This window comes from Proteus vulgaris (assembly GCF_016239305.1).
Taxonomy (GTDB): domain Bacteria; phylum Pseudomonadota; class Gammaproteobacteria; order Enterobacterales; family Enterobacteriaceae; genus Proteus; species Proteus vulgaris_C.
Genome location: NZ_JAEHOQ010000017.1, coordinates 1 through 25,653, shown reverse-complemented (window position 1 = coordinate 25,653; position 25,653 = coordinate 1). Strand labels below are relative to the sequence as shown.

The following is a 25,653-nucleotide window of genomic DNA, read 5'->3' as shown; positions in this document are numbered from 1 at the left end:
AATCAGTAATGGATTTTCACGTATACACATCATCTGGTGGAGCTTCGGCGCTTTCAATGGTGTTTAACGGGCTTAGTATGCTCAGTAACGATGGTGTCTTGGCAGGATCATTTAAAATCGCTTTTTTGTTATCTATCATCGGATATGTAATAAAATCTGCCGCTGATGGTGGTAGAACCATAGCATTTCAACAAGCTGCCGTATCAGTAGTTCTATTTTTATGCTTCTTTCAAGTTACAACAAGAGTCACGATTGAAGATGTTACAACCGGCGAAGTACGGGCTGTTGATAATGTACCTTTCGGTGTTGGTTTTACAGCATCAATCATCAGCAATACTGGTTATCAGTTTACACGAAAAATGGAACAGGCATTTTCAATGCCAAGCATGACTGAAAACGGTCCCGTTGACCCATTGTATACCCTTGCATCAATGTTTGATGCAATGCGAGATCCGTTAATTTGGTCCAGTGGCGATAGCAAAAGTGCTCACTTAGAGGAAGCTATAAAGGTTTACACAAATCAATGCCTTGCATTTGATATTGCAAGAGGGGCTCAAAGTTTCATGGGGATCATGAATAAGCCATTTGATGATCAACTAGCAACAAGCCCGAACAGAACTATTGCCATTGAAGTAAACGGTAAAGTTGATGATGTGTCCTGCCTTGAGGCAATGAAAAGTATCAGGCTTATGGTTGGCGGACAAGCTGACTCAATCGGTAAAGGTGTGCTCAGTGTAAGAAATGGGTTTAGTGAAAAATGTAAAACATATGGCTCCAAGAACCAGTGTTCACTGCCTTTTGCAAACAAAACCATGACTGAAGCAATGACATTTTTTGGAGCAACTGGGAAAAACCTACGGGATTTTCAAGCACAGCTATTAATGTACCCATTCGTTGTTAATATGCCACAAACCGCTAATGAAAACGCCTATCACTCATATGCGGCAGTTGCTAAATCACAGTCACAAATTCAACAGTCATTCAAATGGGCATCTGAAGGTTCTTCATTTCTAATTTGGATTCAGTATCTTCAGTCGTTTATACAAGCGGCTGTATACGGTCTGGTGCCATTTGTAGCCTTCGCTTTAGCATTTGGATTAATGGGCGTAGGTTTAAGCCTTAAATATGTTCTGGTGCTTTTGTGGATTCAAACATGGCAACCGTTGCTGGCTATCATGAACGCTATTATGTTAACTAAAACACAGTCTGATATCTCAGTGCTGGTTTCTGGTGCTTCTAGTTTCTCCGATTTATATCATTTGTTATTTGTTACACAGAAAAATATCGCCATTGCAGGGCACATGATGGCATCAGTACCGATGTTGGGCGCATTTGTCGTGTTTGGTTCCTCTTATGCTTTCACGGGATTAACAAAAGGTCTATCAACAACAGGTGCTCCTGATACGTCACCAATGACTCCAGATGCTACTGATTCTCCTGCTTTACACAAGCAATCAGCAGTTACTGAACAATCAGCACATAATGCAGTATCAACGATAACAGGTGGGAATAGCACTGCTCCAAAACTGGACTTATCAAATACGAGACAACAAGCTATACAATCTGCTTCCAACAGGAATATCACAGCTCAAGAAACTTTAACTTCAGCCATAGATAAAGGTGTTAGCTCTTTGAGTTCTATGGGGATAAATACATCTCATAACTACGGTTCTACAATCAATAGTGATACCGGTTTGAGCAATACAGTTAGCAATTCATCCAATAATGGCTCAATGATCACAACTGGTAACACATCCTCTACTATTGATGAGAGTGCCAAAATTACAGCTTTATCCGGTGACGCAAGCGTATCAGGTGGTATGGGCGTAGGTTCACCGGAAACTGGTGGAGCTGGTGGTAAAGGCGTTTCTATTGGCGGTAGCGCTGCCGTTAGTGCTCAATCCTCCGATATTCACCGTAATTCCGGATCTCAAACAACCGGCATAATGACAAATGACTCTGTTGCAACGAATGACGCAACTAGTGTATCTAATAACATTCAATTTGCTGAACACATTGCTGACCAACTTGATAAACATGGTGGTACTCAAGAATCAGCACAATTAGCAAAAAGTATCAGACAAGCCGCTTCGCAAGCAGAAACAGCCCAAGAATCATATAGTGAGACTGTTTCTGCGAATAATTCTGTATCTGCAAAACAGTCTTATACAGCAGGTCAGGTAGCAAATTTAGCAAATGAAAATAGTAATGTTGTAGACAAAATCAATAATGAAAATCTAAGTAATGATGAATTCCAGAACAGAAAAAAAGAATACCAACAACAGCTTAGTTCTATTATGGGGGCATCAGATGCAGAAAACGCTGCAACAATTTATGCGGCAAATGATACTGGTGGTTTAGTTAATCACTTTGGAGAATTGTTTGGTCCTGCTACAAACCCTACTGGTGCAATGAATGGCGAAGAAAGTAGAAACATGAATATTGCACAAAATACAGCATCTGAAGTTCAAGGCAGTATTGCAAGCACTCAGGGGGCTGTTAATACCAAATATGGTAATACAACTACTCAAGCCCAACAGTTCCTAAATAGCCAACAGGCTAATATAGAAGATGATTCAGCTAAAAATAGTGCGGGTCTAGGGATGTCTGAGCATTATTCAGAATCTAGGAGAGCTAGAGAGCAATTACATGGTAGTTCTGTATCAGAAAGTAGCGCACAAAGTATTTCAAATGAAGGTACGAGTATTGCAACTAGCATGAATGCTTTGACAAATTCTGTTAGTAATGTGGGCGCGGATCAAAACAATATAGAATCAGATACAAAAGCTAATTTAAATTCTATGAAGTCTGTTAGCTCTGCGACTATGGGGTATGAACAATCCAACAATATTACTGAAGGACTGGCACAATACGCAGCTATTGCTAAGAATGCGACATCCATTAATCAAATTAACGAAGCTGCTACTAATTATGCCAATACTTATTATGAAAATGGCGGTAATGCCAGCCGTGACCAACTTTACAGCGCACTTAATAATGTGCAAATCGAAGCAAGAACCGGCTCTGGAAATACCCAATTAAACATTACCAACAACACATTAGCTGGTGGTAATGGCAATCAAATTCCACAAAGAAGTCGTAGGGATATAATTACAGGTACAGATCTCTCACCAAGTTCTATACCAGAGAAACCCGAAAAATCAGGAGGTTCAAGTGAAGATAAAACAATTATTACAAAAGGTAATCCAATGCCAAGGGTAGAACAAATAAAACCACGATAACGGATATAAAAAAGGCAAAAACATTGTGTTTTTGCCTTATCTTTATGACCTGTGTTACTCAAATTGGTATTAAAAAAAACACCAAAAAAACGACGATAGCAATACCTAATCCATAATCTTCTAAAAAACTACCGAAACCAGAACCGTTTTCACGCTTCCTAACATAAGCAGAGCCATATAAATCAATATCATGTTGACGCTGTTCTGCGGCTTGTTGTTCTGTTTTTTGCATTCTCTCCGCATGACACTTACACGAACAGGTGAAGTGATAATAACGCGGTCGTCTGTATATGAAACCGTGATTAAAAGACATATCGCCCCCCTCAACTGATTAATTTATATACCATCAAATCATACCTTATTTGATAAAAAATTACATGCTAAATAGAACCCTTTTCTAAGTATTTATCCTGAAAAACAAAAATGTAAGGTGTTTATCATGTGATGATCTGAAAACCATGAGGAAAGAAAATGATTCAAAATTTTAGGAGAAGAAATTTTTCTTCGGTGGTAACACATTTATCACTAATAGCCTATCTCTCAGTGATGATAACACCCGTTAACTCATTTGCTGAAGTTTCGACAAAACCTCCAGAAAACACAGGTAAATATCAGACAGATAAAAATAATCTGGAGGGAGTTACTGCTAGTCATGACACAGCTAAAGAGGCTTTAAATTTTTATAAAACATTACCAAGCCTAAATGTAGATTCGAAAGGTACTTCACAATTTGGTAAAGGTGAATCTGTCAATTTTAACAATATTTATTATAAAGACAGCTTTGCTATGGGGGTAGATGATGTATCAAACGTCTATGGCAATGATAGCAAAACAAATGAAATTGGGTTTCATGAATCAAAAAAACTGAAAACAGAACAAAGCCCCAAGGGAGAGGCATACCGAACTTTAGTAGGGGCATCCCGTCACTCCTCAATTGACATTAACAAAGATGATGATGTTTTTAATGTTCATAACGATTTTCTCTCAAATGAAAAAAAATATTCCGATGCTATTTCAAAATGCGAAACAAAACAGGTATTTGAGGATTATGTAGATAAAAAGCACATACCTGATTATAAGGAATGCACAAAAACAGTCGATGTGACAGGTGGTTACATAGTTAATCATCCATATTTAGCAGGTTTGGTATCTCATAATTCAGGTCCTGCAAATATTAAAACCTGTGGTGAGACATGTGTTGATATCTGGTTAGGAAAAGTAGGTGATGACTATTGGAAAGGTAACTGCCGAATATTTGAAGATTATATGTCTGTGAATGTTATTAACCCAACCGCTGTTATTAGCGCAAAAATAACCCGCGCTAAATGGGATGATTACATGCAAATCTATGCTGGTACAAGCACTGATCTTGAACAGGTATGGGGTGGACCACACGGAAAAGATGTTTTTCCACCTGAAACTCCTGGTCGGTGCGAACTTTCAACGAGTTGGGATCAGCAGTTAAATGTTGATGTGACTGAAAAATTTAGTAAAGTCCAACCGAATGATGAGGTATTTTTTAAAAACAGAGTATCAGTAACCGGTGCAGGTGAAGGCTTTGCACAATTACGCATTCAATTTGATAAGAAAAAAGCACTTACTAATGATGTCTGGAGCTCGCCACAGCAAAGTGAATTTAACAAGGCTGTAAAAGCCATTAAAGAAGGATTTTGTCAGGATTACACTGTTGTTTGTCATGACACAATAATCCCCGATAAAGACGGTTGTGCTGTCATAGATGGTGTCAAACTCTGTAAAGAGGACTTCGTACCACCTCCGTTAGATAAAATATCACCATTCTGTAAGAGAGCAGAAGTGATCACGCATTGCGGTAAAGAGCATGGGGTAAACAACACATGCAAGAAATACGAGAAGCAAGGTTGTTCGTTTATAAAATCTCAATGTTTAACAGGAAAAGAAGGTGATATTGCTGGTTGCTGGCAATCTAGTGAAACATGGGATTGTGGAAAAGATGTTACCTTTAATAATGGCGCAGTCCATGAAAAGCTAATTTGTGACGGCGCTGTACAATGTCTAAATGGATCATGTTTACGTCCTTCATCTCAAGAGAATGGTGATTTTGCAACAGCGGCTGCTATGTTGAATGCGGCATCTTTTGCATTGGCAGATACGAATTGTGCTGATGCAGAAGAAGCAAACAACGGTGAATCTTCTTTGAATAAAGAGCAATGTGTCATTTTCAAAGGTGAAGCTCTGACATGCCGAACGGCTATGGGAGGATGGGTAGATTGTTGTGATCAACCGGTCGGTGTGAGCTGGATAGAATACGTACAGCTTTCAATGATGACTATGAGAGCGGCAGATGCCTTAGCGATAGAAGCAGGGTTGTTTGATGGTGGTGTAGGCTTATTTGATATGGCAAGCACAGCAGCTATGGATGCGGTGGAAGCTATTACAAAACCTGCTATTTCCGCTTTTAACTCTTTTGTTGGAAATGCCGGTGCTGAAGTAGCTCAAGGAGTCGCTGAAAAAGGCGTTGTCTCGATGACAACAGCAGCGCTTAACAACCTAACAACCAAAGTTGCCGAATGGACTGCAAACACCTTCGGTGAGGCTGTTACAAACGCTATTTTCCAATCCGCAGCTACTGAAGGCGGAAAAACTGCAACTCAATCATTAGCAGAAAACGGAGGGGCTAGCTCAGGTGCTTCAGTAGTGCAACTTTCATCAACGATCACAACAGCCATGTCAGTTGTCGGATATGCATACTTGGCATACCAAATGGCAAACCTATTGGTGAATATTATATGGGCTTGTACCGATGAAGAATTCAAACTGGCAATCAAAAAAGAAACTAAGTTAGCGACAAAGGTAGACAGTTGGTGTTCTAAGAAGGTCCTTGGCGCATGTATCGAAAAGAAAAGTAGCTACTGTGCGTATAACTCTCAGGTAGCCAGAATAATCACTGAGCACGTTAGAGGAACAATAGGATACGGTGATACAAAAAATCCGAATTGTGAAGGAATTACATTAGCAGATATGGATAAAGTAGACTTCACCAAAATAGACTTTTCTGAATGGACCGCAACACTTAAAGAAGCCGACATGCTTCCTGATTTCAAAGAATTTGACCTCGATAAATATACGGGTTCTGGAAGTACACTCAATGCTGATGGAAAGCGAGTAAACTCTGTCGAGCGATTTACCAGAGGGGTTGAAGGTACAGATTTAGATGAAGTTAGACAAAGAGCGAAAACAAGGTTAAGTGTTAAAGATGAATAGATAAAAAAATCCCGCTAATAAGCGGGATTTTTTTTATCTAAATTTATATACCTGACCATTCCGTATTATTTTTGGCTCACTTTTCAAATTGCTCGGCAAAAACAGTACAGTTTCAGGACCTAACTCAACACTAATTTTCTTGAATTCTTCCTCATACCTACCAGTATCGTGTAAATAATGAACACACTCATGATCCGTATAATTATATGAATACTTCAGATTAGTGAATGGTGCTTGATGCACATTTACATATAGATTCTGATCGGAAATATTTCTATTTTCAGTAACAGATACAAATTTAGCAGCGTTACATGCTAAAACATTTCCAGCCACTTCAGCTTTAATTGCATTTGATAAGTATTTATCAAAGACAGAGTTAATACGCTTCGATTTCAAAAGTTGGTCACTGAAACTCAGCGGTGTAGATCCCCATTCGGTTACTAGTAAACGACCTTCCATCATAGGCGCTCGTTCTTCTGGAGTGCTTGTATCAAAAGCTAAGAGCCCAAAAACAGGGTTTACTGTTGCAGCAAGGGTAAGATCCACTACATTTACTGCATTCTTACTTTGTGAGATGATTTCTCTTAACTGATCCATCCCTTTTGTATCGCTTACAACAATAGGTTCCTTAATTTTTTTTAATGAATTTCCTTCCTGACTTGGTACTAACACAGCAAAGATTGTGTAATTATCCGCATCATCATCTAGATTATTCAACCCTATTGATTTAGCGATTTTGAGAGCTTCACTTCCATTTTCAACCACTGGTTTTGAAGCCTCATTATTATATATCCAATTACTATTTTCATTATTAGCACAGCCGGATAACACTAATGAAAATAGAATTCCTGTAATCATTTTACAACTTTTCATTATTCACCCTTATTATTAATGAATTCATTTTCTTTAGATTCAGAGCAATAAGGACATTTCATATTGCAGGAATCCTCTGATTCGTGTGTAAGATAGATATATTTCTGCCGACACTCAAAACAGCCAGTTAAACCAATTATTCCATTTCGGTAATTGGTTGCAATTTGCCATGCCAAGTTCGGATCAATTATTTTTTTCTTTAATGGATCATCAAAGAAACCACAATGAACATTAAATAAATGGCGGTATGCTTTATAAGCACCAACCAATTCTTCTATTTGCAATCTATTTTCTGGATCTTGTGCAGTCATTAAATATACATGTAAAAAATCAGTTGCAGATCGTTTATCATGTTGATTAGCTAATATAGTGCTAATTTTTCTTAGTCGTCCTAACGTAAAATCATTATCCTCATTATCAATTCCTGAATCATTTCGTAAACATCCATACATACGTGGAGATATTGCTGGAATCTCAGACAATATTACATTCTTTCTAAATCCAAGTTTTATCATATCAATTGCTAATTGATAATCTTCTGGCGCAATAGTTAATTTCATTTAAACACCTTTCCACATAAGCGCGCTCTAGATTTAAGATAGAATAATACATCATCATATTTTTTATGATAACCATCACTATCGACTAATCTAGTTGATATAATCGAAGGTCTGTAAATTGGAGTAATATTTATTTGCTTTGAATACAAAGAAAACAGTATTTCCTTAAAAGAAAACTTATTAATTGTATTGTATGACTGACAATCATTAAACCAAAAGAAATGATTAGTATCTGTGCCAGACATGCTGTTAATAATTGCTGATTCAATTAGCATTGTTAAACGCAAAAATGAAACATCCAACAGAGATTTTTTAAAATTTGGGTCTTTCTTAGTATATAAAGACTGAGAATCCTCTTTATAGCTTAATATATAAGCAGGCACTTTCAATCCACTGAAAAAATCTCTCATAATGGAAAAATCTTCAACAAAACAGGTTTTGTCAGAATTGACGATCACAAATGGATTATTATCAACTCTTTCAGAATTACTTAATAAACTGAAAAGTACATCAGTCATTTCAGTGTTGTAGCAATTTATTTTATTGTTCATTTTCTTTCAATCTTTTCCATATGAGCAGAACTGATTCACCATATTCTTTAGCTTTGTTCTTTAACGCTGGATTTGGTGTGTGATAATTACCGATGGCTTGCGCTATATCATTTGGAGATAGTTCAATCGCTCGACACAAGACCTTCGCTGATACCTCAATGTTCTTATCTACATCTAATAACTCAGCAGGGTCAGAAACATAATTACTACCGTTCCAACGCCAATTAATTTGTGTAATACCGATATCAGTCAATGCTGAAACGCTTACATATTCCCGCACTTTTCGGACAGCATCATCTCGGTTCACCGGATAATAAGAGCCCATAATTGGGTTATTTAAAGCATAGCGATGGGGTGCAACAAAGGATTTATCGCCTGTTCTATGGGAGCTCTCTTTAAGAGCAATAGCATAGAGTAAAAGCGGATCGAGGTTACATTGTTTAGCGTGCTTTTCCCACGAGGTATTAGTTAAATCTACAACAGCAGCCTCGCAAATCGCAGCATTAAAAATGCTTAAAAACAGAAGAAAGCGTTTCATCCTCCCCTCACTTATTCTGAGCATATACGTATATATCAGTATAAATTATAGTAAGACATACATTAGTCGTCAACACACTATCTACGACTAATGCAATTTATTATACATTTATTTACAGTATGCGTAAACAGAGAGGGAGTAAAATTTCACTTATATTCAACATGTTACATAATATAAATAATTAGTGGCATGATACTTATTATCCAAAGAAATTAATAACATTCACATTAAGTCGAAAATAGGTGTTTTATGGCTTACGAAAGACAATTCTTTCTTCTGCACCAAAATTGTTATCGGCACATTTTCAAAAAACATTAAGTCACCAAGGGGGTTTTGGTGACTTAATGTATCTCACGTATTAAGTCACCAAAACAGTAGTTACGACTTATTGTAATCGAAACATTAAGTCACCAATAGGGTGGTTACGGTACAATTAGTTTATGTTAAAATGACTTTTTCTGAACCTTTTCTGGAGTGCTGAAATTCATGTCAGTATCATATGAAGATGCGTTATTGCTAAAGCTGGAAGCAATCCTTGCTGACTGTGAGGAAGCAATAACTGTATGCGCTGATAATGCGGTAAATCTGATCCAACAGTTTATGCAAGAAATAAATAACAAACAGCTATTCTCCCCATACCTGCCAGTAATTCATAACGACAGGGGCTCAGTACGGATTCGATGGGGAATGGTTGTGATGAACAAGGCGACTAAAAAAGTTGGCTCTATGCGTAATGCTCCAACCACAGGTAATGGCGATTTTGACATACGCTATTTTTCAATTCGGTCTGATGAAGTACGCCAACTTATTCAAAAATACGAGGATAAATTTAAAATTATCAGGGCTGACATTAAGCAAACCAAAAATATTACTAAATCATTGAAAATGAGAATTACACATTTGAAAAAGGGCACAAGAAAAACGGTTATCGGTGTTACTCGCTGATTTTTATGTTTTTTTTGTTTACTGTGAGCCGTAGGCGATCTTTTAGGGGGTACTGTGAGCCGTAGGCGATCCTTTCCCTGTCTTTAAAAACAGCGTAGGGGCGATTTTGAGAGGACTTCCACACATCATCGTGGATAAGCATTGGCGTACAGGCTAAAGTGGCTCAGAATCGCTTAGACGAAGCATATATGATATTAAAAAGCCACTACTTGAATCCATTCACTTTTTTCAGCCATTTTGTGCAGTATTTTACGAATAAGTAGAGGCTTTCCCTTTGGGGAAGATAGCCAGACACAATAAGCTCTGACTATTTTTCTGTAATTTAATATTGAATCTTAATTAATTAATCTTTTCCATATATCCATACTTGAATCTGCTGATATTTTAATTACATCCCAATTAATACCGTAATTACAATCATGGTTGTTTTTAAGTGCCTCCAATACATCTAAACAAAAATTCTTTTTATCATCATCACTTAAATTAAAATAGAAAACATCAAGATCAGTTTTATTAAATTCATCTAATTCTGTTTCACTATCCCAACCGGAAACAATACTTGCATGAATATCTTCAGCACACCACGTTACCGAGAAAAAGTCTTTCTCAGTAACAGTATATTCTTCAACACCTATATTCGACTTGCTTATTATTCTACGCGCTTCCTTTTCAGACTTTGCTTGTACATCAAATGAAGCTAGAGCATAGTTATTGTTATTAAGATTAACCTTATACGATACATTATAGGTATTCATGACTCATCCTCGTTTAATTATTATTAGCTGTGGTAATTAATTATATTTGAGAATTAATAATATATTCGTACAAAGCTGAAAGCAATATTTTTGTAAAAATGATAAATACAATATCACCACTTATATAAACATAACAATTCATTATACAATTAATTACCAAATTAACAGAGCTAAATTAAATTATAATTATTCATCTTTAATTAAATAATGAAGCTTTCACTTTGACAAATATATATCTTTATTGTTATTTGCTTGATATGGTACTACTTCTATTTTTTCTCGCCTAACGTATACCATATAAAAAATTAAATTGGATTTTATTAATGAACCTTAATACCAATACTAATATCATCGAATCAATTGAGATAGACAGAGTAATTGCAATCCGAGAACATGCTATTATCCTATATAAAGAATCACTCTCTAAAGCAGCAGAGGCTATCGAAATATTAAAAACAATCCCCAATACCAACAATCATTTTCCTCACCAATGCATAGAGGACGATTTAATTGATTTGCAATACCCTAGAAATACTAATGATGATGATAACAGAACACGGTTTGAACTTTGGTTAGACAGAAAGATATGGAAAATGTTTATTGATAAATCTGGTATCAAAACAATCATGAGCAATAAACAAATAGAAAAGTTACATTACGACCTTTACGATATGAAATCGCCTATATTCAACTTTGAGAATGCATTAAGCACTTTTACAAGTTTAAGCGCTAACAAAGCTGATTCATTTAAGAATGGATTGATGGATGCGTTGCAATCTGTCTCATGGGATTACAAGAGTAATAATCCTCGCTATCTTGGCAAAAAAATAATAATGGATAATGCTGTTTCAGTTGGTAAGTATTCAACTAGATTTAATAAGACTGACACCGTTAACGATCTAGTTAGAATATTTTGCATCTTACAAAAAAAAACCAATTCACGAATTTCAAAATAGCGTAGGGCTATATATATCTGATAATGTGCGAACTAATAATAAAAATTTTGAAACTGAATTTTTCATCGTTAAGTGGTACAAAAAAGGCACAATGCATCTATTATTTAAAAGTGAAAGTTTAATAAATAATACTAATGATTTGATCGCAAAACTTTTCCCCTCAGCATTGCCGCCTTTGTGATACACATTCACAGTCAAGGTATCGAGGTATATCTACACATATCAGATATACCTCAATTAATCCTCACACAGTAATACCACACAGAATAAGCCTCATACAAACCTCAGTTATGCATCACACCCACATCTAAATGATATATTTTCATTTTCATTATGATTTTTACACCCTGATATTTCTCAAATTAATCTCACATCAACCTCTTGCGACACTCAATTTCCACTGTTAAAATTACAAACATACTCAATATCGCATCAAATAAATCTCAGATGCATCACATTAACAATTAGAGGCTTCAAATGCGTATTTATATAGATGATGGTTCTACTAACATAAAAATGCTGTGGGAACAGGATCAGGAAGGTGAAGTAATTAAAATTAGTCCTAACAGCTTCAAACGCGGTTGGGGTACGGCTTTTGGTACTGGCAAACCATTCAACTATACCGTTGATAACGAGAAGTATTCATTCGATATTATTGATCCTGACAATTTGCCAACTAACAACGTAGCTTGGCAGTATAGCCCTCTAAACGCAGTTGCAGTGCAACATGCACTTCAGATTAGCGGTTTACCTCCCCAAGAGGTTGAAATCGTTGTCACTCTACCATTGGCAGAATTTTACGATCAGGATGCGCAATATCGAATGGATAACATCCAACGCAAAAAAGATAACTTAATGCGCGAAGTTCAAGTAAGCCGAAATGAACCTTTCAAAATCAAAAAAGTAACCGTTCGTCCTGAGTCAATTCCTGCGGGTATATCTTTGTGTGATGAATTAAGACCCAATCATTCTGTACTGATTATTGATATTGGAGGCACCACAACTGATATCTCAATGGTTTCTGGTCAAATGACGTCTGTATCACGCATTTTTGGTGATCCTACGCTTGGCGTATCATTGGTGACTAACGAAGTCAAAAGAGCTTTGGCGAACGCTTCAACAGAAACATCCAGCTATAACGCAGATCAACTCATTATTAACCGGCACGATGAAAACTATCTGTTAGATAACATCAACAGCGTTGATGATATTCAGATGGTGAAAGATGCCATGAACAGCAGTATTGAACGACTAAATACCCGTGTGCTCGATGCGGTCAGCACCTTTAAGGGCTATACACATGTCATGGTTATTGGTGGTGGAGCTGCGCTTTCCGCTGATGCAATCAGAAAGAAAATAGCAATCCAACCAGAACGTTTCTACGTGGCTGAAGAACCTCAGTTTGCTTTGGTTCGGGGTCTGAAATTATTAGGATAACGTTATGAAACAAGAGCGTAAAAAGATAATTTTGTATCTTCGTCCCGAACTCAGCGAGGCTGATAAATTCGCAATTAAAAAGATTGAAGAATCGCCGGTTCAAACTGAAGCAGTACGTACAGCGTTACTGGCAGGGATCGCATTAGGGGAAATTGATGATAGATTGCCTTCTTTGCTGGCTTCAATTCTATCAGACAGGACAAAGGCTGATACCTTCAAAGTAATGTTAGATTCCTTTCTAACTGTTGATAGTGACGGCACTCATGCTCACAATAAAGTAAATTTGAGTCAGGCAAAACGGGCGTTACTGACTGATAAAGTAAAAATAGAGAAGGAGCCCCCAAGTCAGGCAGCAAAGAATTTGAAAGGTTCATTACCAGATTGAAGGGTGGTGTATGTCCGAACAAGAGTATGGTGAAACTTTAAAGTTCTTCGCCGATTGGCAGAAAATCGAAAAAAAACGTTCCTGTCTTAACTTTCAAAAGGTAGTTTCCAGATCTGGCGTTCCTACCATTAACATCGAGATAGCACCTCTTGAAAAGGATGGAACTGCAAGATGGGAGCAAAAACAGACTATTCAGTTATCCTTAAAAGAACTGACTCAGCTCTCTGCATTAGTGCTTCTATCAAAGAAGTATATTGATAATTTTGAAGCTCGATATCATGGGGATAGTAGGAACAAAGGGTTGTCTGTTTTTGATAATGGTAAGTCAGGAATGATTTTCTTGATCTCTGAAGCAGGACAGACGCTAGAACACGGTATAGATCAATACCAACGTTTGGAACTTGCTGTGTTCATCGTACAGCAGCTATCCGCAGCGTTAAAAATAAGTTATGCATGTACTGTTGTAACGCTAAAAAGTCTGTATTTGATCGACACTCATTAACTGAGAAGCCTAAACATTTGTTTGGGCTTTTTTTTTCAATCATAAATGAATTTACATTTTTAGCTCTGAACAGCGAGAGACATGAAAACTTGTTTTCGTGTCGGTGTCGCTGTTGAACAAACGAGCAAAGCGAGTGCGTTAGAAAGCATAAGAAAATTGTCCACAGTGAAGCACATCTTAGCATATTAAGATCTTTTCTTTCTTTTTAGATCTTAAAAAATTAAAACCTTAGATATGGGGATATATTCATAATAATCATTTAGTTACGATATTAAAGGTCGTCACTGATGCAGTGAAAGGTCGTCGCTGATGCAGTAAAAGGTCGCCGTTGATGCAGTGAAAGGTCGCCGTTGATGCAGTGAAAGGTCGCCGTTGATGCAGTGAAAGGTCGTCACTTGTAAAGTATATGCGGTTAATTATTAACCAAGGCTCGTTATTTAATCAAAAAAATCATATCCTATTAATTAATATTAGTTTATTTTCTAATTTTGTTGTGGATAAGTACGATTTTCTTAAATGTTTTGTAATATTCCACTACCGAAAAAGTATATTTTTGATTTGCTGCAAAAGGTCGCCGTTGATGCAGTTAATCAATAAAAAGGTATTTTTCTGCTGGTGGCTAAAGGTCGCCGCTGATGCAGTATAAATATATACTTTTATCATAATTTAATTCATATATATCAACATGTTATACAAAAGGTCGCCGTTGGTGCAGTATAGTCATAAAAAAAGGTACTTTTCTATTAAAGGCTAAAGGTCGCCACTTGTGCAGTATATAACGGTGTAAATGCTTAAAATAAATCCTTATATATCATATTGTTACACTAAAGGTCGCCGTTGATGCAGTACGGTCATAAAAAAAGGTATTTTTCTGCTGGTGGCTAAAGGTCGTCGCTAATGCAGTATAGAATGGTGTAAGCATGTATATATAATCCTTATATATCAATCGGTTATGCTAAAGGTCGTCATTGGTGCAGTATGATCATAAAAAAAAGTTACTTTTCTGTTTAAGGTAAAAGGTCGTCGTTGATGCAGTATAGAGTAGTATGGTGGACTTCATTAACTTACTGTTTATCAGTGTGTTAACGAAAGGTCGTGACATATGCAGTTTGTCATATGGAAATTTCGTTAACTGACTTGGCAATAAGCCGTCATGGAAGTATTGCTAATGTGAGAGGTAACATACTTTATGTATTTATTATCACAACGTTAAGGCTATTTTCGTCTGGTGTTCAATACTCCACCAGCTACGTATTACTTTAAAGGTCACTTTGCTTTTAGACAAAACAACCTTTAGAATATATACCTATCATGTTGGAATTGAGTCTTTTGTGATGAAAAAGAAGCAAATCAGTAACTTAACACTTTATACTAATGTTCGTCATTCTGATGATTTCAATCTTTCTCTCGCCAGCTTACCTATACCGGCGAAAAGAGTGCTGTTTCTTATTCTCGCTCAGATATCTGATCCTAGAGAATCTGTTGATGAAGATGAAATATGCTTTGAGGTTAAAGCTAAGGAGTATGCTGAAATTTGTGACGTGGACCTTTCAACTGCGTATAAATCCCTTCCACTCGCCGTAGATACTCTGTTGAGCTCTCACATATATGAAGATCTAAGTGAGGAAGGTTTTAAACGAGCTTCAAAAACCAACATTACAACGAGTGCTACATATTACTTTGACGAAGGCTACTGCAAAATATTCTTTAACCGTAGGGTATTTCCCTATTTCTTTGAATTATCAAAAAAATTCACGACACAAAACCTTTTTTATGTAGCTAGATTATCGGATGCTAGTTTGGCAAATCTATATCAGCTAATTATGAAACGGTACTCTAAACGTAATACTATTGCCGAATATAAAACGTCTTTCACAATTGGAGTTGACGAACTTAAGGACGAAATGTGGCTGTTCAATATAGATAAGAAAGGCAATAAGGAATATCTCTATCAAAGCTATAAGTATTTTGGTCAGTTTTTAAAGCGGCTGGCGGTTAGTTTGGGTGAACAAACGAATATCAAGGATGTTTCAATTGCGATTGAGTCACGTAAAGGACGCAAGGCTTCTGTGTTACGCATATCCTATGTTATTCACAATGAAAAAGTGGGTAGTTCTATGCCTACCGATAAGGAACTGGACGAGCTCGAAAAGCAGATAGGTTTATTATAGTAATGATGTATAAAAATAAACGATTACAAGAAAAAATTACTCAGTTCAGTTTGCAGAACCCGAATTATAAAAAAAATGCTATGTTGAACCATATTCAGGATGATTTATTTGAAATGAAATCATCAGGCATGTCTTGGAATGCGATTATGGATGCTTTACCGGCTTACGGCTTGATGGTCAGTGATAGCAGTTTTAAAAAATTTTTGAAGAAATCCAGAGAACAAGAATAATAGCATGAGCGGTCATATTTCATTTTGTAAAAGTCGCCATGAAATATGCCAACATACAAAAGATGGTGTAGTTACATGGGCGTCCCACCTTGAACAGCCGCGCCTAGAGAAAAGGGGGAGAAAAAAAGAGAAAAAGAGAGAAAAAAGCGCGAGTCAGGGGCGCAGATGTGTAAGCTTCGCTCCTATATTTGTTAGACTCTCATTTGTATGTTGGCATATTTGATTATGATGCTTTCTTTCTAAGAACAGGAGTTTCATGTCATGCTTGATAGCTATATTGGTTCATTGCTGAAGTACCTCCACCAGCTTGACTCACTTTTTCGAGATACAAAGGTAATTTCAGCCCTTACCTGTGTCATTCCACCGGTAGAAAATGGTTGTGATGATATAGGTAAATGCATTGAACCTGTTGTAAATTGGGGTCCTCATGCCTACACATCGGTTATCTCTTGTTGGCAGGACCTATACATATCTCCGTTGTATTCTCAAAAGTTTGCGAGACGTACAGCCGGATATGTACAGGTATCAACTGCGAATATGGAACTCTCCGATCATATAATCAAAATTAATACCGTAAAAAACAATATCAGAACCTCTATTGTTGCACTCCCAAAATCGGAGCGCTTCAGTGTTTTGCGTAAACACCTGAGTAATGTAATGACACTGCATCTATACCGGAATATTCCCATATTTAATACAGACGACGTAATCACACATGCTTCTTATACATGGGGCTTAAAAGGGCTTATGCAGAAAACTGATCCGGTTAAGCTGTATCAGCTCATAGCTGATATAGCAAAAGGAAACTCCGAGTTACAGGACTTAATGGATAAAATTCAAGAGTGCCCTGCTAGTAGACTCAGAACAAAGCGTAGCGTTACGCCTCAGCCTATCTGCAACTTAACCTTCGCCAGTGGTAAAAAACGGTGCATAAACGCTCCTGTGCCGTTTTTGATAGTTCAGGATAAGCAATTTAAAGTCAGCCCCCTACCATTGTTCGCTGCTGAAGCTGACCGACAGGAACGTTCTGACAAACACAAAACGACTCTCCTTGGTGTTTTTAGGGGGCAACAGATAATTAGGTTGGAAAAATGATGAAGAAAAATACACAACAGGGATTTTCAATCGTTCGTTTTTACTTTTGTGCTTCAGTTGCCGTGTTATCTTTGATTGGTTGCGCCTCATTGGAGCAACGTGAAAGAGCTGCTTTTGAGCTGGTAACACGGGAACCTAATCAGGAAAACATTCAATCTTATTTGAAGCTGGCTGAAGAACTGCAAAGAAAGCAGGTTGATGAAGCCAAACAAGCGGCAGATACGGCTACTTACCAGCGTGACAAAGAGCTCAACAAATATTTCAAACAATATGGGAGGACCTATAAAAAGTGATGAATAACATAGCGCTGTTACAACACATAGGCTCAGAATTTATAACCCATTCTGGAGTTACAGCGACACTGGCATTAGAAAAAATTCATTCTGGTTATGAGGCGTTCATTAACGAACTGTCACCATCAGGTCTGCTTGAACTGCTCGAAAACCCTCTGCCTATTATCATCAATATTTTGACTGGTGAACCTCATTCCGTAATTCATAGCCACAGTGAGGACCTGCGACCCAATAGTAAAACCTATGGGTATGGAGTTGGTTATGAAGTAGGAAATATAATAATAATTTTGGCGAGTGGAATAGATACATATTATCATGCTCTAAAAGGAAAATTATTCCTCAAGAGTGAAAATTATATGCCATTATTCGTCAGTATGATTGACTTAAACGGCAAACATGAAGTAACAAAAGCTTACTACTAATTTAAAAATAACCAAATATATAAGAGTGTTACGTGACTATACCAGTAGTGTTTATAGAGCCAAAATTCATCAATAATACTACCTCCTATTGGGCTATGTTTTATGCAGCTATTTTTAAAGCTCTATCTTATCAAACCAACATGTTGCACCCACTTGGAGAACAATCACCTAAATCACACAGAGGGGATCTCTCTACGCCTTCAAACTATTTAGCAAGAATTAGTAGTAATCTACAAAATCATGCTTTTGAATATTTAATGATAGATTTGTTGTGCTCAGAATATGGTTCTACTACAAGAGACATTTTAGTTAATAACCTTTTATTTCAGTACGGTATAACAGATTTTGAATACAAGTATCTGAATTTATACAAAATGGGTAAGGACAGTATTCACCATAAGTTACAATTAGATAATTCATTTGATGTGAAGGTCATAACACCTATAAATCCAAAATTTCTAGGTAGTTCAAAAAATAAATATCAAGCATTCACATATCCTATTCATACAGCTTTTAATAATTTTCCATATTCAGACTTGTTACTTATTGTTTCTGATGGAAAAAAACATACCTATGGTTTTTTAGGTGAAATAGAAGGAAACAATGGACAACAATTATTTAGAAAGGGATATTGGGGAGCTGGTAAAGGTGATTATGCAACTTTTGCAATGGGCATTTCACCAAAAAAGAGCTTAAAAATTGACGGACATAAACACCAACTGAGTAACAGTATAGTATTGTTTAGTGATGAAAATAACAGACTAATATTGAACTACTCAAATTTTTCACCGTTTGCTAAAGATTACTTTAAAGCTATTAATAATATGGAACTATTTTTCAATGGACAAACTAAACATCTGAGTAAAGAGGATAAGGGGCATGAATATATCATTGATTTAATTAAATATAATTGGGATCAACCAAGCGGATATATAATTGAATTACTGAGCCAGCATGTAAAATACACCTATGATCCTGCATTCACCTTGTATAACCTTCCGGACCCAGAAATGAATAAGAAGTCTTTTAAACCAAATTTTCTGGCATTAGTAAACTCATATTGTTTATATCGAGTAATACCATAATTTCTATGGATTCATCCTATTAGGGGTTTGACGATCAACGGAATGGTTTATTACGTTATGCCTCTTTTTTCCGATAAATCAAGCACTCTAAACAACATCTTTGTATTCTATCTATAGGAATTACCTGCCCATGTCATTAATTTAAGTGCTAAGCATGAGTTTTCGTTCTACTGAGCTTTAGCCACCGATAACTGCATAGTACAATAATCACTCAATATTTCTGATGTAATATACCTGAACTTAACTTGCAATTTTCTAACTCGGATGCCTACAGTACTACTGTCTATTTGTACAGCGTTGAGGCGAGTATGAAATTAACCTTATGCAACGTTAATAAATCACTTCCATTACCTTTGTTTGCAGAACGGGTCCCTGCCGGATTTCCTTCCCCTGCGAGTGACTAGTTAGAGGACCGTATTGATTTAAACTCTTTGCTGATCAAGCATCCTTCAGCTACATACTTTTTACGTGTGTCTGGTATTTCTATGATGGACGCACAAATTCTTGATGGTGATATTAGTCATCATAGATAGTTCGATTGATGCAAAACACGGAGATATAGTCATTGCCTCACTGGATGGAGAGTTCACGATAAAACGGTTACAAACTCGCCCTGTTACTGCTCTGATCCCTATGAACAACAATTACTCACCTATCTACATTGGAGAAAATGAAGAATTGAGTATATTCGGTACTGTTACCTACATAATTCACAAGGCAAGATAATGTTTGCCTTAGTTGATGTAAACAGTTTCTACGCCAGTTGTAAGCGGATTTTTCGCCCAGACATTGCCAATAAGCCGGTTATTGTATTATCAACCACGATTTGAGTGGTGAGAAACGTTAGCTAATCCTATACTGTTATTAGCATCTTATTCTGTAGTGATGTGATGGACGTCCCTCTATGTAAGTTTTGCCATACTTATGTTGAGCGATTTTATTCACAGAGGTACTACATCATGAACGAGATTAAAGTTATCGGTATCGATCTGGCAAAATCTGTCTTTCAGGTTTGCGTCTGGATGAGTGATGGGAATATTGCATCTAACCGCAAGGTTTCTCGGGCTAAATTGCTGGATACTATTCGTCAATTCCCTCCTGGGTCGATGATTGCAATGGAGGCTTGTGCTACTTCCCACTACTGGGGGCGTACTTTTCAGTCAATCGGTTTTCAAGTCAGACTGATACCCACGCAACACGTAAAAGCATTAACACATCACCAGAAAAATGATGCCAACGATGCTCTCGCTATTTGTGAGACAGCTTTTCGCCCAGGTATTCATTTTGTCGCTATAAAAACTGTTGAACAACAAGATATTAAAGCCCTCAGAGCTGCCCGCCAGTTGATGGTTGAACAACGCACTGCACTGGCAAATCAGGCCCGGTCACTGGCGGCAGAACAAGGTGTTGAGATCCCTGTCGGGATTCATATTTTACAGCAACGACTGCCCGATATTATTGAAGATGCAGAACAGTTAATTTCTCCCGTGCTGCGCCAGTTGCTGTTCTCATTGCTAGAAAATATTCATTCACTTAATGAACGTATTCTTACTGTAGAGCACAGCCTTGCGGCTCTTTGTCAGCAACAACCCAAATACAAAGTACTGATGACAATACCGGGTATCGGTCCACTTATTGCAGCTGCTTTTTTGAGTGAAGTTAACGCAGAGCAATTTACTAACGGACGACAATTATCAGCCTGGTGTGGTCTGGTTCCTAGGCAACACAGTTCTGGAGGAAAAAGCAGCCTTTCTGCGATGACCAAAAATGGCAATCGTGATCTCCGGACATTGATCATTCATGGTGCGCGGTCTGTTATGCACTGGGCTCATAAACGCGATGACGCGCTGGGAATGTGGCTGAAACGGCTTATTGAACGAAGAGGAAAAATGAAAGCCACGGTTGCGCTGGCTAATAAGATGACACGCATTGTCTGGCGGTTACTGACAGAATCCACAAGTTTTAATATCGACAGGGCTTTTGCGATGAACTGACCGTAGTTGTATCCAGAGAAGAGAATTTATCCTGAGTTTGCAGGTACTGATGAGAAAACGGTAAACCGACCCTGTAATAGCCTGAACTATGCCATGGTAGTAACATACCGATGTAGTGATAAGGAAACAGGGTGCGGATGACATCATGGCGCGGGTCATTAGATCCACTAACGACGCCGAATATATGGCAGCAAACCGTATCAACTCAGAGCTTGCACAACACGGGACGTCCATATATGGTTTAATGAATTTGGCCACCTGAACATATTGTCCAGCAATTGAGTGAATAGGCAGATAAACACCAGGATATTATCGTGAACAACAAGACAAAGGCGAGAAAATCGGCTGGGAAAAAGGTCGTGAAGAAGGTATACGTGATGCTAAAATTATGATGGCGCGTAACTTGCTTAAAAACGGTGTGAGCCTTGAACTCATTATTGTAAGTACCGGTTTAAGCCGCGAAGAGCTCATTTCCCTGCAATAGACTGAATTTATTCTCTTTCCATTTTTACGCTTAACGCAAAGGTCGCTAACTCAATGAGATTAGTGACCTTTGGTGATTTTTAATGACGTTTATAGCTTCTGACACTCACATTCAATTCTTCCGTGGCACGTTGGAGTTTCGCACTCATTTAATCGAAAAGTTCAAAGTTTGCGCGTCTTCCTGTGATACTAAGGTTTTCAGAAGAGTAGTAGTTTGATAGTTAAACCAGTTATTTTGCTGCTTGCATCGATTTTAATACCTTAGAAATAGTATATCTCGGGCAGTTTATCAAATTTTCTATCTGGCTATAGCTTTTCCTTGCCATTAGAAGATCTTCAATTTTTTGATGTAATATTTTGGGTTCCAGCGAAGAACCCTAAAATCATACGGTCTCATTCTTTTTCCTAACGGAATAGTTGAATAATTTTGTGTTCCTCACATAGCCAATTTTTGCAACAAGCCCTTATTATTCAATATCAGCATGGCGCTCTTTCATTGTATTGCCTGTTTCGTTCAGTTTAACCATTAGCAACAGGATAATAGCGTCGTAAGTAAGTAATGAAGCTTGCTCGAAAAGAGTGCCCATGGGTTGGATACTATGCTCTACAGGAATGATTAATATATCATCTGCAAGATTTGCTAGAGGTGACTCTAAAGTGGTGGTAATCAGTGCAATTTTGACACCATTGTTCTTAGCTGTTCTTACCTGATGAATAAGGCGCAATGTTTTTCCGGAGGCTGAGCCTACAATCATGAGATCATTTTTTTGGGAGTGAGGTGAACTAATTTCGCCAACTACGCTGACAGAAAGACCTAGATGCATCAATCGATTTGCAAAGGCATTTATCATCAGCCCTGAGCGCCCTGCACCGGCAAGATAAATATGACCAGCAGCGGTGATGGATTTGATGAGCGAATTAAATTCTTTCTCATTAATTTTATCCACAAGTAATGATAGCTCGTTTAAAACGAGAGCGTAATTTTTCATAGTTACAATTCTTCTATTAAAAAAGGGCAGATACCTGCGTATTTGCCCTCAGTGTATTAGGATGCTGAAAGCATCTCTTCAACGTATTTCCCAACCTCATGCGTTTTAAGATTACGACATGACTCGATAAACGAAATATCCTGGAAAAGTGTAAAGAGGCGGCGTAACACAGACATGTGCTGATCACTGGTTGCAAATGCAAGATTAAACATGATGCTGCATTCAACCGTCAGGTCAGCGTCCTCCATCTGCCCAAAAACCACGTTTTTATCAAAACGCACGATACTTATACTGTTTATTTTAACTAAGGAATAATCTGCGTGTGGGATCGCAATGCCCTGTCCGTTAACCATTAATAAGCCAGTTGGGTAGGACTTCTCGCGTATCAGACAAGCTTGGATGTACTCTGGTGTGATGTAGTCCTTTTCCAGTAGCTTTTGGCCTGCAAACTGAATGGCCGCAGACCAGTCATCAATAGCTTCTTCAACGTCATTTACCAGAATCTTAAATATCATTATTTACCTACTTCAGTATTTCTTCTTTAACAGCATCAAAAATTTCATCTTCACCTAGCCCAGTTAACAAGCCTGCCCCTACGATCACTCGAGTGGATATGCCTGGGTTGTTCAGTTTGGTGGATGATACGATCAGGTCATATCCGTTAAATGTGTCTGTAGTGCAAGCCATCAGAGATGATTTATCAACTTGAGCTTCTATATTTTGTTCTTTCAGATAGTCCTGTAGAACAGAAACCATGATGGAAGAAGATGCAATACCGTTTCCACATACAACTAAAATTTTTTTCATTTTCAATTACCTTTTAAATGGTTTAAACCGTTTTTCCTGATTCAGGTTCAACGTTTAACTGACGGCGAGATTTCTGTTTAAGTAAGTATCCTACGGATAACAGCAAAACAGCGGCGAGAATATAGCCAGCAAGACCTATATGACTGAGGCCTGCAAAGAATCCTGTGAACGGGTTAGCTGACGGATTAAGTGATGAATACATTACACTCGCATCAGGGTTAGTGCCGAATTTTTGGAACACTTCATTAGTTGAGGGAGCCATCCAAGATGCGATATATAAACCACCGCCAAATAAGATGATGGACGTTGCCCAGGTACGAATGATATTGCCATTGAAAACGGGTACCATGCATGCAATAAAGAATACAAACTGCGACAGGTCACCAAGTGGCATCACTCGGTTGCCTGGCAATACTACTGCAAGGATCACAATTACAGGGATAAGTAGTAGGGCTGGAGCAATCACTGACGGATGACCAACAATTAAAGCAGTATCCATCCCAACGGTAATCTCGCGATCTGGGAATCTTTTTACCAGTTTCTTACGTGCGACGTTAGACAGTGGTACAAGACCTTCCATCATGATAGAGGTCATACGTGGTAACAAAAGCATAACAGCAGCAAGATACATGCCTAATTGCAAGCTGGCGATAATGGTGTGGTATGGGGATTTCCAGCCATAGCCACAGAAACCAAGAAGAATACCAATGATAAAACCAACCATTGTAGGATCACCTAGGATACCAAAGCGCTTCTGAATACTTTCAGCCGTGACGTTTAAGTTACGGAAACCTGGGATACGATCATAAATCCAGTTAAATGGATATGCGAACAGCAAATAAGTGTTTGCAACTGGGTGAGAAATGGCAACACCTTTAGGTAAGTTGAAGTATTTTTCGTTATTTTTAGCCCCCAAATCAGCTGCAATAAGCGCCCAGACATGAAATAAAGCTGCCGTAAGTACACCATAGAGGAAGCTATCTGAATACACTCCTACGATAGCTCCCATTGAAGCATTCTGGTGCAGGTTAAAAACGTCAACGTTTACACAGTCAGTCAGGCGTGCAAATAGCATGGCAATATTAACGGCCACACATAGAGGAATAATAATAGCCCCCATGCTTGAGCCAAATCCCATAACTGCGGTCGCTGCGCCGCCAACGTCAATGGCATTCAGTGAGGAACCGGTGGCTTCAGCAAGTCCGGTTACGGCAGGTTGCATTTTTTCAAGCATCAGCTTGATAGTCATGGTTAACGCAATAAAACCGATACCAACTTTAATGGCTGATGAAATACACTCTGACAGTGGTCTCCCGAGGACCTTCATCAAAATTAGAAAAATTAATGGGATGAAAATAAAGTTACCCAGATCATTGATAAACTGCGTAATCAGTTCCATTTTTTAGTCCTCAGATTTCTCATTATCTGGCTTGAAACCCATATTCCATCGAACGTGAGCAGGTTTCGTCAGTAACGTATTGTCACTGCGTTCAGCTTCCAATAGGTTTTTCTTGGAATTTAATCTTGCTGTATTAAAGTCAAATGCATTGTCATACCATGCATCAACAATCATTTTTGTATATTCCAGATCATTAATTCTGCAGCCAAGTCCAATTATTTGCGCATTATTACTGAGCCTTGCCCGTTTTGCTGAGTAAGGATTAGTGACTGCAACAGCGCGGATTCCCCAGTGTTTATTTATCTGGCAAGTGAAACCAATACCGGTACCACAAATGTAAATGCCAAGGCGGCATTCATCTCGTTGAATAACCTCGGCCATTTCATCCGCAAGACGAGCAAAGTTATTGAAGCCATCTTCTTTTCGTTTCACAGGATCATATATGACCTCCGCATTCTTCTCTTTCTCAAGATATTTTTTAATCTCCTCCTTACGTTCAAATCCCACATCATCACACGCGATTGCAATTTTAGTTTTCATCGTAATTAACCTGGTTAAATAATTTATACCAAGTATATGATTGGTAAATATTGGTTGTCAACTGAGATCAATCTCACATAATTTACAACTCATTGATTTTAAATGAATTAAATACCAATAAATACAAACAAAAACAACTAATAGCCAATTTTAGATGT

26 protein-coding genes and 2 pseudogenes are annotated in these 25,653 nt (G+C 37.7%); 17 read left to right on the top strand and 11 right to left on the bottom strand.

The features are described from left to right. The first annotated feature begins 8 nt into the window (after positions 1 to 8). Positions 9 to 3,242 (top strand): conjugal transfer protein TraG N-terminal domain-containing protein, encoded by a 3,234-nt coding sequence (locus tag JEP40_RS12825; protein ID WP_147675464.1) that lies wholly within the window; start codon positions 9 to 11, stop codon positions 3,240 to 3,242. A 58-nt stretch (positions 3,243 to 3,300) separates the two neighbouring features. Here JEP40_RS12825 and JEP40_RS12820 read toward each other — a convergent pair whose 3' ends face one another. Next, on the bottom strand, positions 3,301 to 3,474 hold the full coding sequence (locus JEP40_RS12820) for a hypothetical protein (RefSeq protein WP_152964649.1): 174 nt from the start codon (positions 3,472 to 3,474) through the stop codon (positions 3,301 to 3,303). Between the two features lie 239 nt (positions 3,475 to 3,713). On the opposite strand from JEP40_RS12820, the gene traN reads away from it, so the two are divergent. Continuing rightward, a complete protein-coding gene (traN, locus tag JEP40_RS12815) occupies positions 3,714 to 6,485 on the top strand; it encodes a conjugal transfer mating pair stabilization protein TraN (RefSeq protein WP_147675463.1) in 2,772 nt (923 codons plus the stop codon). A gap of 33 nt (positions 6,486 to 6,518) precedes the next feature. Here traN and JEP40_RS12810 read toward each other — a convergent pair whose 3' ends face one another. The 4 genes from JEP40_RS12810 to JEP40_RS12795 are packed head-to-tail and all read right to left on the bottom strand — an operon-like array spanning position 6,519 to position 9,007. Then, positions 6,519 to 7,358: a hypothetical protein gene (locus JEP40_RS12810; RefSeq protein ID WP_147675462.1), complete on the bottom strand. Its 840-nt coding sequence runs from the start codon at positions 7,356 to 7,358 to the stop codon at positions 6,519 to 6,521. Then, entirely contained in the window at positions 7,358 to 7,918 is a 561-nt protein-coding gene (locus JEP40_RS12805; protein WP_147675461.1) for a FlhC family transcriptional regulator, read from the bottom strand. The genes JEP40_RS12810 and JEP40_RS12805 overlap by 1 nt, the downstream gene beginning before the upstream one ends. Next, the gene (locus JEP40_RS12800; protein WP_198623865.1) at positions 7,915 to 8,469 is read right to left on the bottom strand and encodes a hypothetical protein; all 555 of its coding nucleotides are present in this window, start codon (positions 8,467 to 8,469) and stop codon (positions 7,915 to 7,917) included. The genes JEP40_RS12805 and JEP40_RS12800 overlap by 4 nt, the downstream gene beginning before the upstream one ends. Next, entirely contained in the window at positions 8,459 to 9,007 is a 549-nt protein-coding gene (locus JEP40_RS12795) for a transglycosylase SLT domain-containing protein (RefSeq protein ID WP_023159981.1), read from the bottom strand. Before JEP40_RS12795 ends, JEP40_RS12800 begins: the two co-directional genes overlap by 11 nt. A gap of 486 nt (positions 9,008 to 9,493) precedes the next feature. Here JEP40_RS12795 and JEP40_RS12790 point away from each other — a divergent pair, with 486 nt between their 5' ends. Continuing rightward, positions 9,494 to 9,952, top strand: coding sequence for a hypothetical protein (locus JEP40_RS12790; protein WP_023159980.1), 459 nt, complete (start codon positions 9,494 to 9,496; stop codon positions 9,950 to 9,952). 335 nt (positions 9,953 to 10,287) lie between these two features. Here the strand turns inward: JEP40_RS12790 and JEP40_RS12785 are convergent, their stop codons facing one another. Next, entirely contained in the window at positions 10,288 to 10,707 is a 420-nt protein-coding gene (locus JEP40_RS12785) for a hypothetical protein (protein WP_099660685.1), read from the bottom strand. A 323-nt stretch (positions 10,708 to 11,030) separates the two neighbouring features. Between JEP40_RS12785 and JEP40_RS12780 the strand changes: the two genes are divergently transcribed. From JEP40_RS12780 to JEP40_RS12720, 14 genes and pseudogenes are all read left to right on the top strand, one after another. After that, positions 11,031 to 11,663, top strand: coding sequence for a DUF4942 domain-containing protein (locus tag JEP40_RS12780; protein WP_198623864.1), 633 nt, complete (start codon positions 11,031 to 11,033; stop codon positions 11,661 to 11,663). A gap of 25 nt (positions 11,664 to 11,688) precedes the next feature. Continuing rightward, a complete protein-coding gene (locus tag JEP40_RS19260; RefSeq protein ID WP_165126819.1) occupies positions 11,689 to 11,844 on the top strand; it encodes a DUF4942 domain-containing protein in 156 nt (51 codons plus the stop codon). A gap of 296 nt (positions 11,845 to 12,140) precedes the next feature. Continuing rightward, positions 12,141 to 13,100, top strand: a complete 960-nt coding sequence (parM, locus tag JEP40_RS12770) for a plasmid segregation protein ParM domain-containing protein (protein WP_071547977.1) — start codon at positions 12,141 to 12,143, stop codon at positions 13,098 to 13,100. Positions 13,101 to 13,104: 4 nt separating this feature from the next. Continuing rightward, positions 13,105 to 13,485 (top strand): plasmid partitioning/stability family protein, encoded by a 381-nt coding sequence (locus JEP40_RS12765; RefSeq protein ID WP_071547976.1) that lies wholly within the window; start codon positions 13,105 to 13,107, stop codon positions 13,483 to 13,485. Positions 13,486 to 13,495: 10 nt separating this feature from the next. Then, positions 13,496 to 13,987 (top strand): hypothetical protein, encoded by a 492-nt coding sequence (locus JEP40_RS12760; RefSeq protein WP_071547975.1) that lies wholly within the window; start codon positions 13,496 to 13,498, stop codon positions 13,985 to 13,987. A gap of 1,334 nt (positions 13,988 to 15,321) precedes the next feature. Then, positions 15,322 to 16,158, top strand: coding sequence for a replication initiation protein (locus JEP40_RS12755; protein ID WP_099660681.1), 837 nt, complete (start codon positions 15,322 to 15,324; stop codon positions 16,156 to 16,158). Positions 16,159 to 16,160: 2 nt separating this feature from the next. Further along, positions 16,161 to 16,388, top strand: a complete 228-nt coding sequence (locus JEP40_RS12750; RefSeq protein ID WP_071547973.1) for a hypothetical protein — start codon at positions 16,161 to 16,163, stop codon at positions 16,386 to 16,388. 261 nt (positions 16,389 to 16,649) lie between these two features. Further along, entirely contained in the window at positions 16,650 to 17,483 is an 834-nt protein-coding gene (locus JEP40_RS12745) for a DNA replication terminus site-binding protein (RefSeq protein WP_198623863.1), read from the top strand. Next, a complete protein-coding gene (locus tag JEP40_RS12740) occupies positions 17,480 to 17,776 on the top strand; it encodes a hypothetical protein (protein ID WP_198623862.1) in 297 nt (98 codons plus the stop codon). Before JEP40_RS12745 ends, JEP40_RS12740 begins: the two co-directional genes overlap by 4 nt. Then, a complete protein-coding gene (locus JEP40_RS12735) occupies positions 17,776 to 18,198 on the top strand; it encodes a hypothetical protein (RefSeq protein WP_198623861.1) in 423 nt (140 codons plus the stop codon). Before JEP40_RS12740 ends, JEP40_RS12735 begins: the two co-directional genes overlap by 1 nt. Positions 18,199 to 18,230: 32 nt before the next feature. Then, positions 18,231 to 19,283 (top strand): hypothetical protein, encoded by a 1,053-nt coding sequence (locus tag JEP40_RS12730; protein ID WP_198623860.1) that lies wholly within the window; start codon positions 18,231 to 18,233, stop codon positions 19,281 to 19,283. 308 nt (positions 19,284 to 19,591) lie between these two features. Next, positions 19,592 to 20,009: pseudogene (gene umuD, locus JEP40_RS12725) on the top strand (translesion error-prone DNA polymerase V autoproteolytic subunit). Further along, positions 20,009 to 20,101 (top strand): annotated as a pseudogene (locus JEP40_RS19220) (hypothetical protein); the annotation flags it as partial. The pseudogenes umuD and JEP40_RS19220, both read left to right, overlap by 1 nt. A gap of 141 nt (positions 20,102 to 20,242) precedes the next feature. Further along, positions 20,243 to 21,277 (top strand): IS110 family transposase, encoded by a 1,035-nt coding sequence (locus JEP40_RS12720; RefSeq protein ID WP_004264637.1) that lies wholly within the window; start codon positions 20,243 to 20,245, stop codon positions 21,275 to 21,277. A gap of 950 nt (positions 21,278 to 22,227) precedes the next feature. Here the strand turns inward: JEP40_RS12720 and hxlB are convergent. The 5 genes from hxlB to JEP40_RS12695 are packed head-to-tail and all read right to left on the bottom strand — an operon-like array spanning position 22,228 to position 25,495. Then, on the bottom strand, positions 22,228 to 22,749 hold the full coding sequence (gene hxlB, locus JEP40_RS12715) for a 6-phospho-3-hexuloisomerase (RefSeq protein ID WP_198623859.1): 522 nt from the start codon (positions 22,747 to 22,749) through the stop codon (positions 22,228 to 22,230). A 56-nt stretch (positions 22,750 to 22,805) separates the two neighbouring features. Beyond that, complete coding sequence (locus JEP40_RS12710; RefSeq protein WP_198623858.1) at positions 22,806 to 23,264, bottom strand: PTS sugar transporter subunit IIA; 459 nt, start codon at positions 23,262 to 23,264, stop codon at positions 22,806 to 22,808. 7 nt (positions 23,265 to 23,271) lie between these two features. Beyond that, a complete protein-coding gene (locus JEP40_RS12705) occupies positions 23,272 to 23,556 on the bottom strand; it encodes a PTS sugar transporter subunit IIB (RefSeq protein ID WP_198623857.1) in 285 nt (94 codons plus the stop codon). A 22-nt stretch (positions 23,557 to 23,578) separates the two neighbouring features. Then, a complete protein-coding gene (locus JEP40_RS12700) occupies positions 23,579 to 24,955 on the bottom strand; it encodes a PTS galactitol transporter subunit IIC (protein ID WP_198623856.1) in 1,377 nt (458 codons plus the stop codon). 3 nt (positions 24,956 to 24,958) lie between these two features. Next, positions 24,959 to 25,495 (bottom strand): RpiB/LacA/LacB family sugar-phosphate isomerase, encoded by a 537-nt coding sequence (locus tag JEP40_RS12695; RefSeq protein WP_198623855.1) that lies wholly within the window; start codon positions 25,493 to 25,495, stop codon positions 24,959 to 24,961. Positions 25,496 to 25,653: the final 158 nt, after the last annotated feature.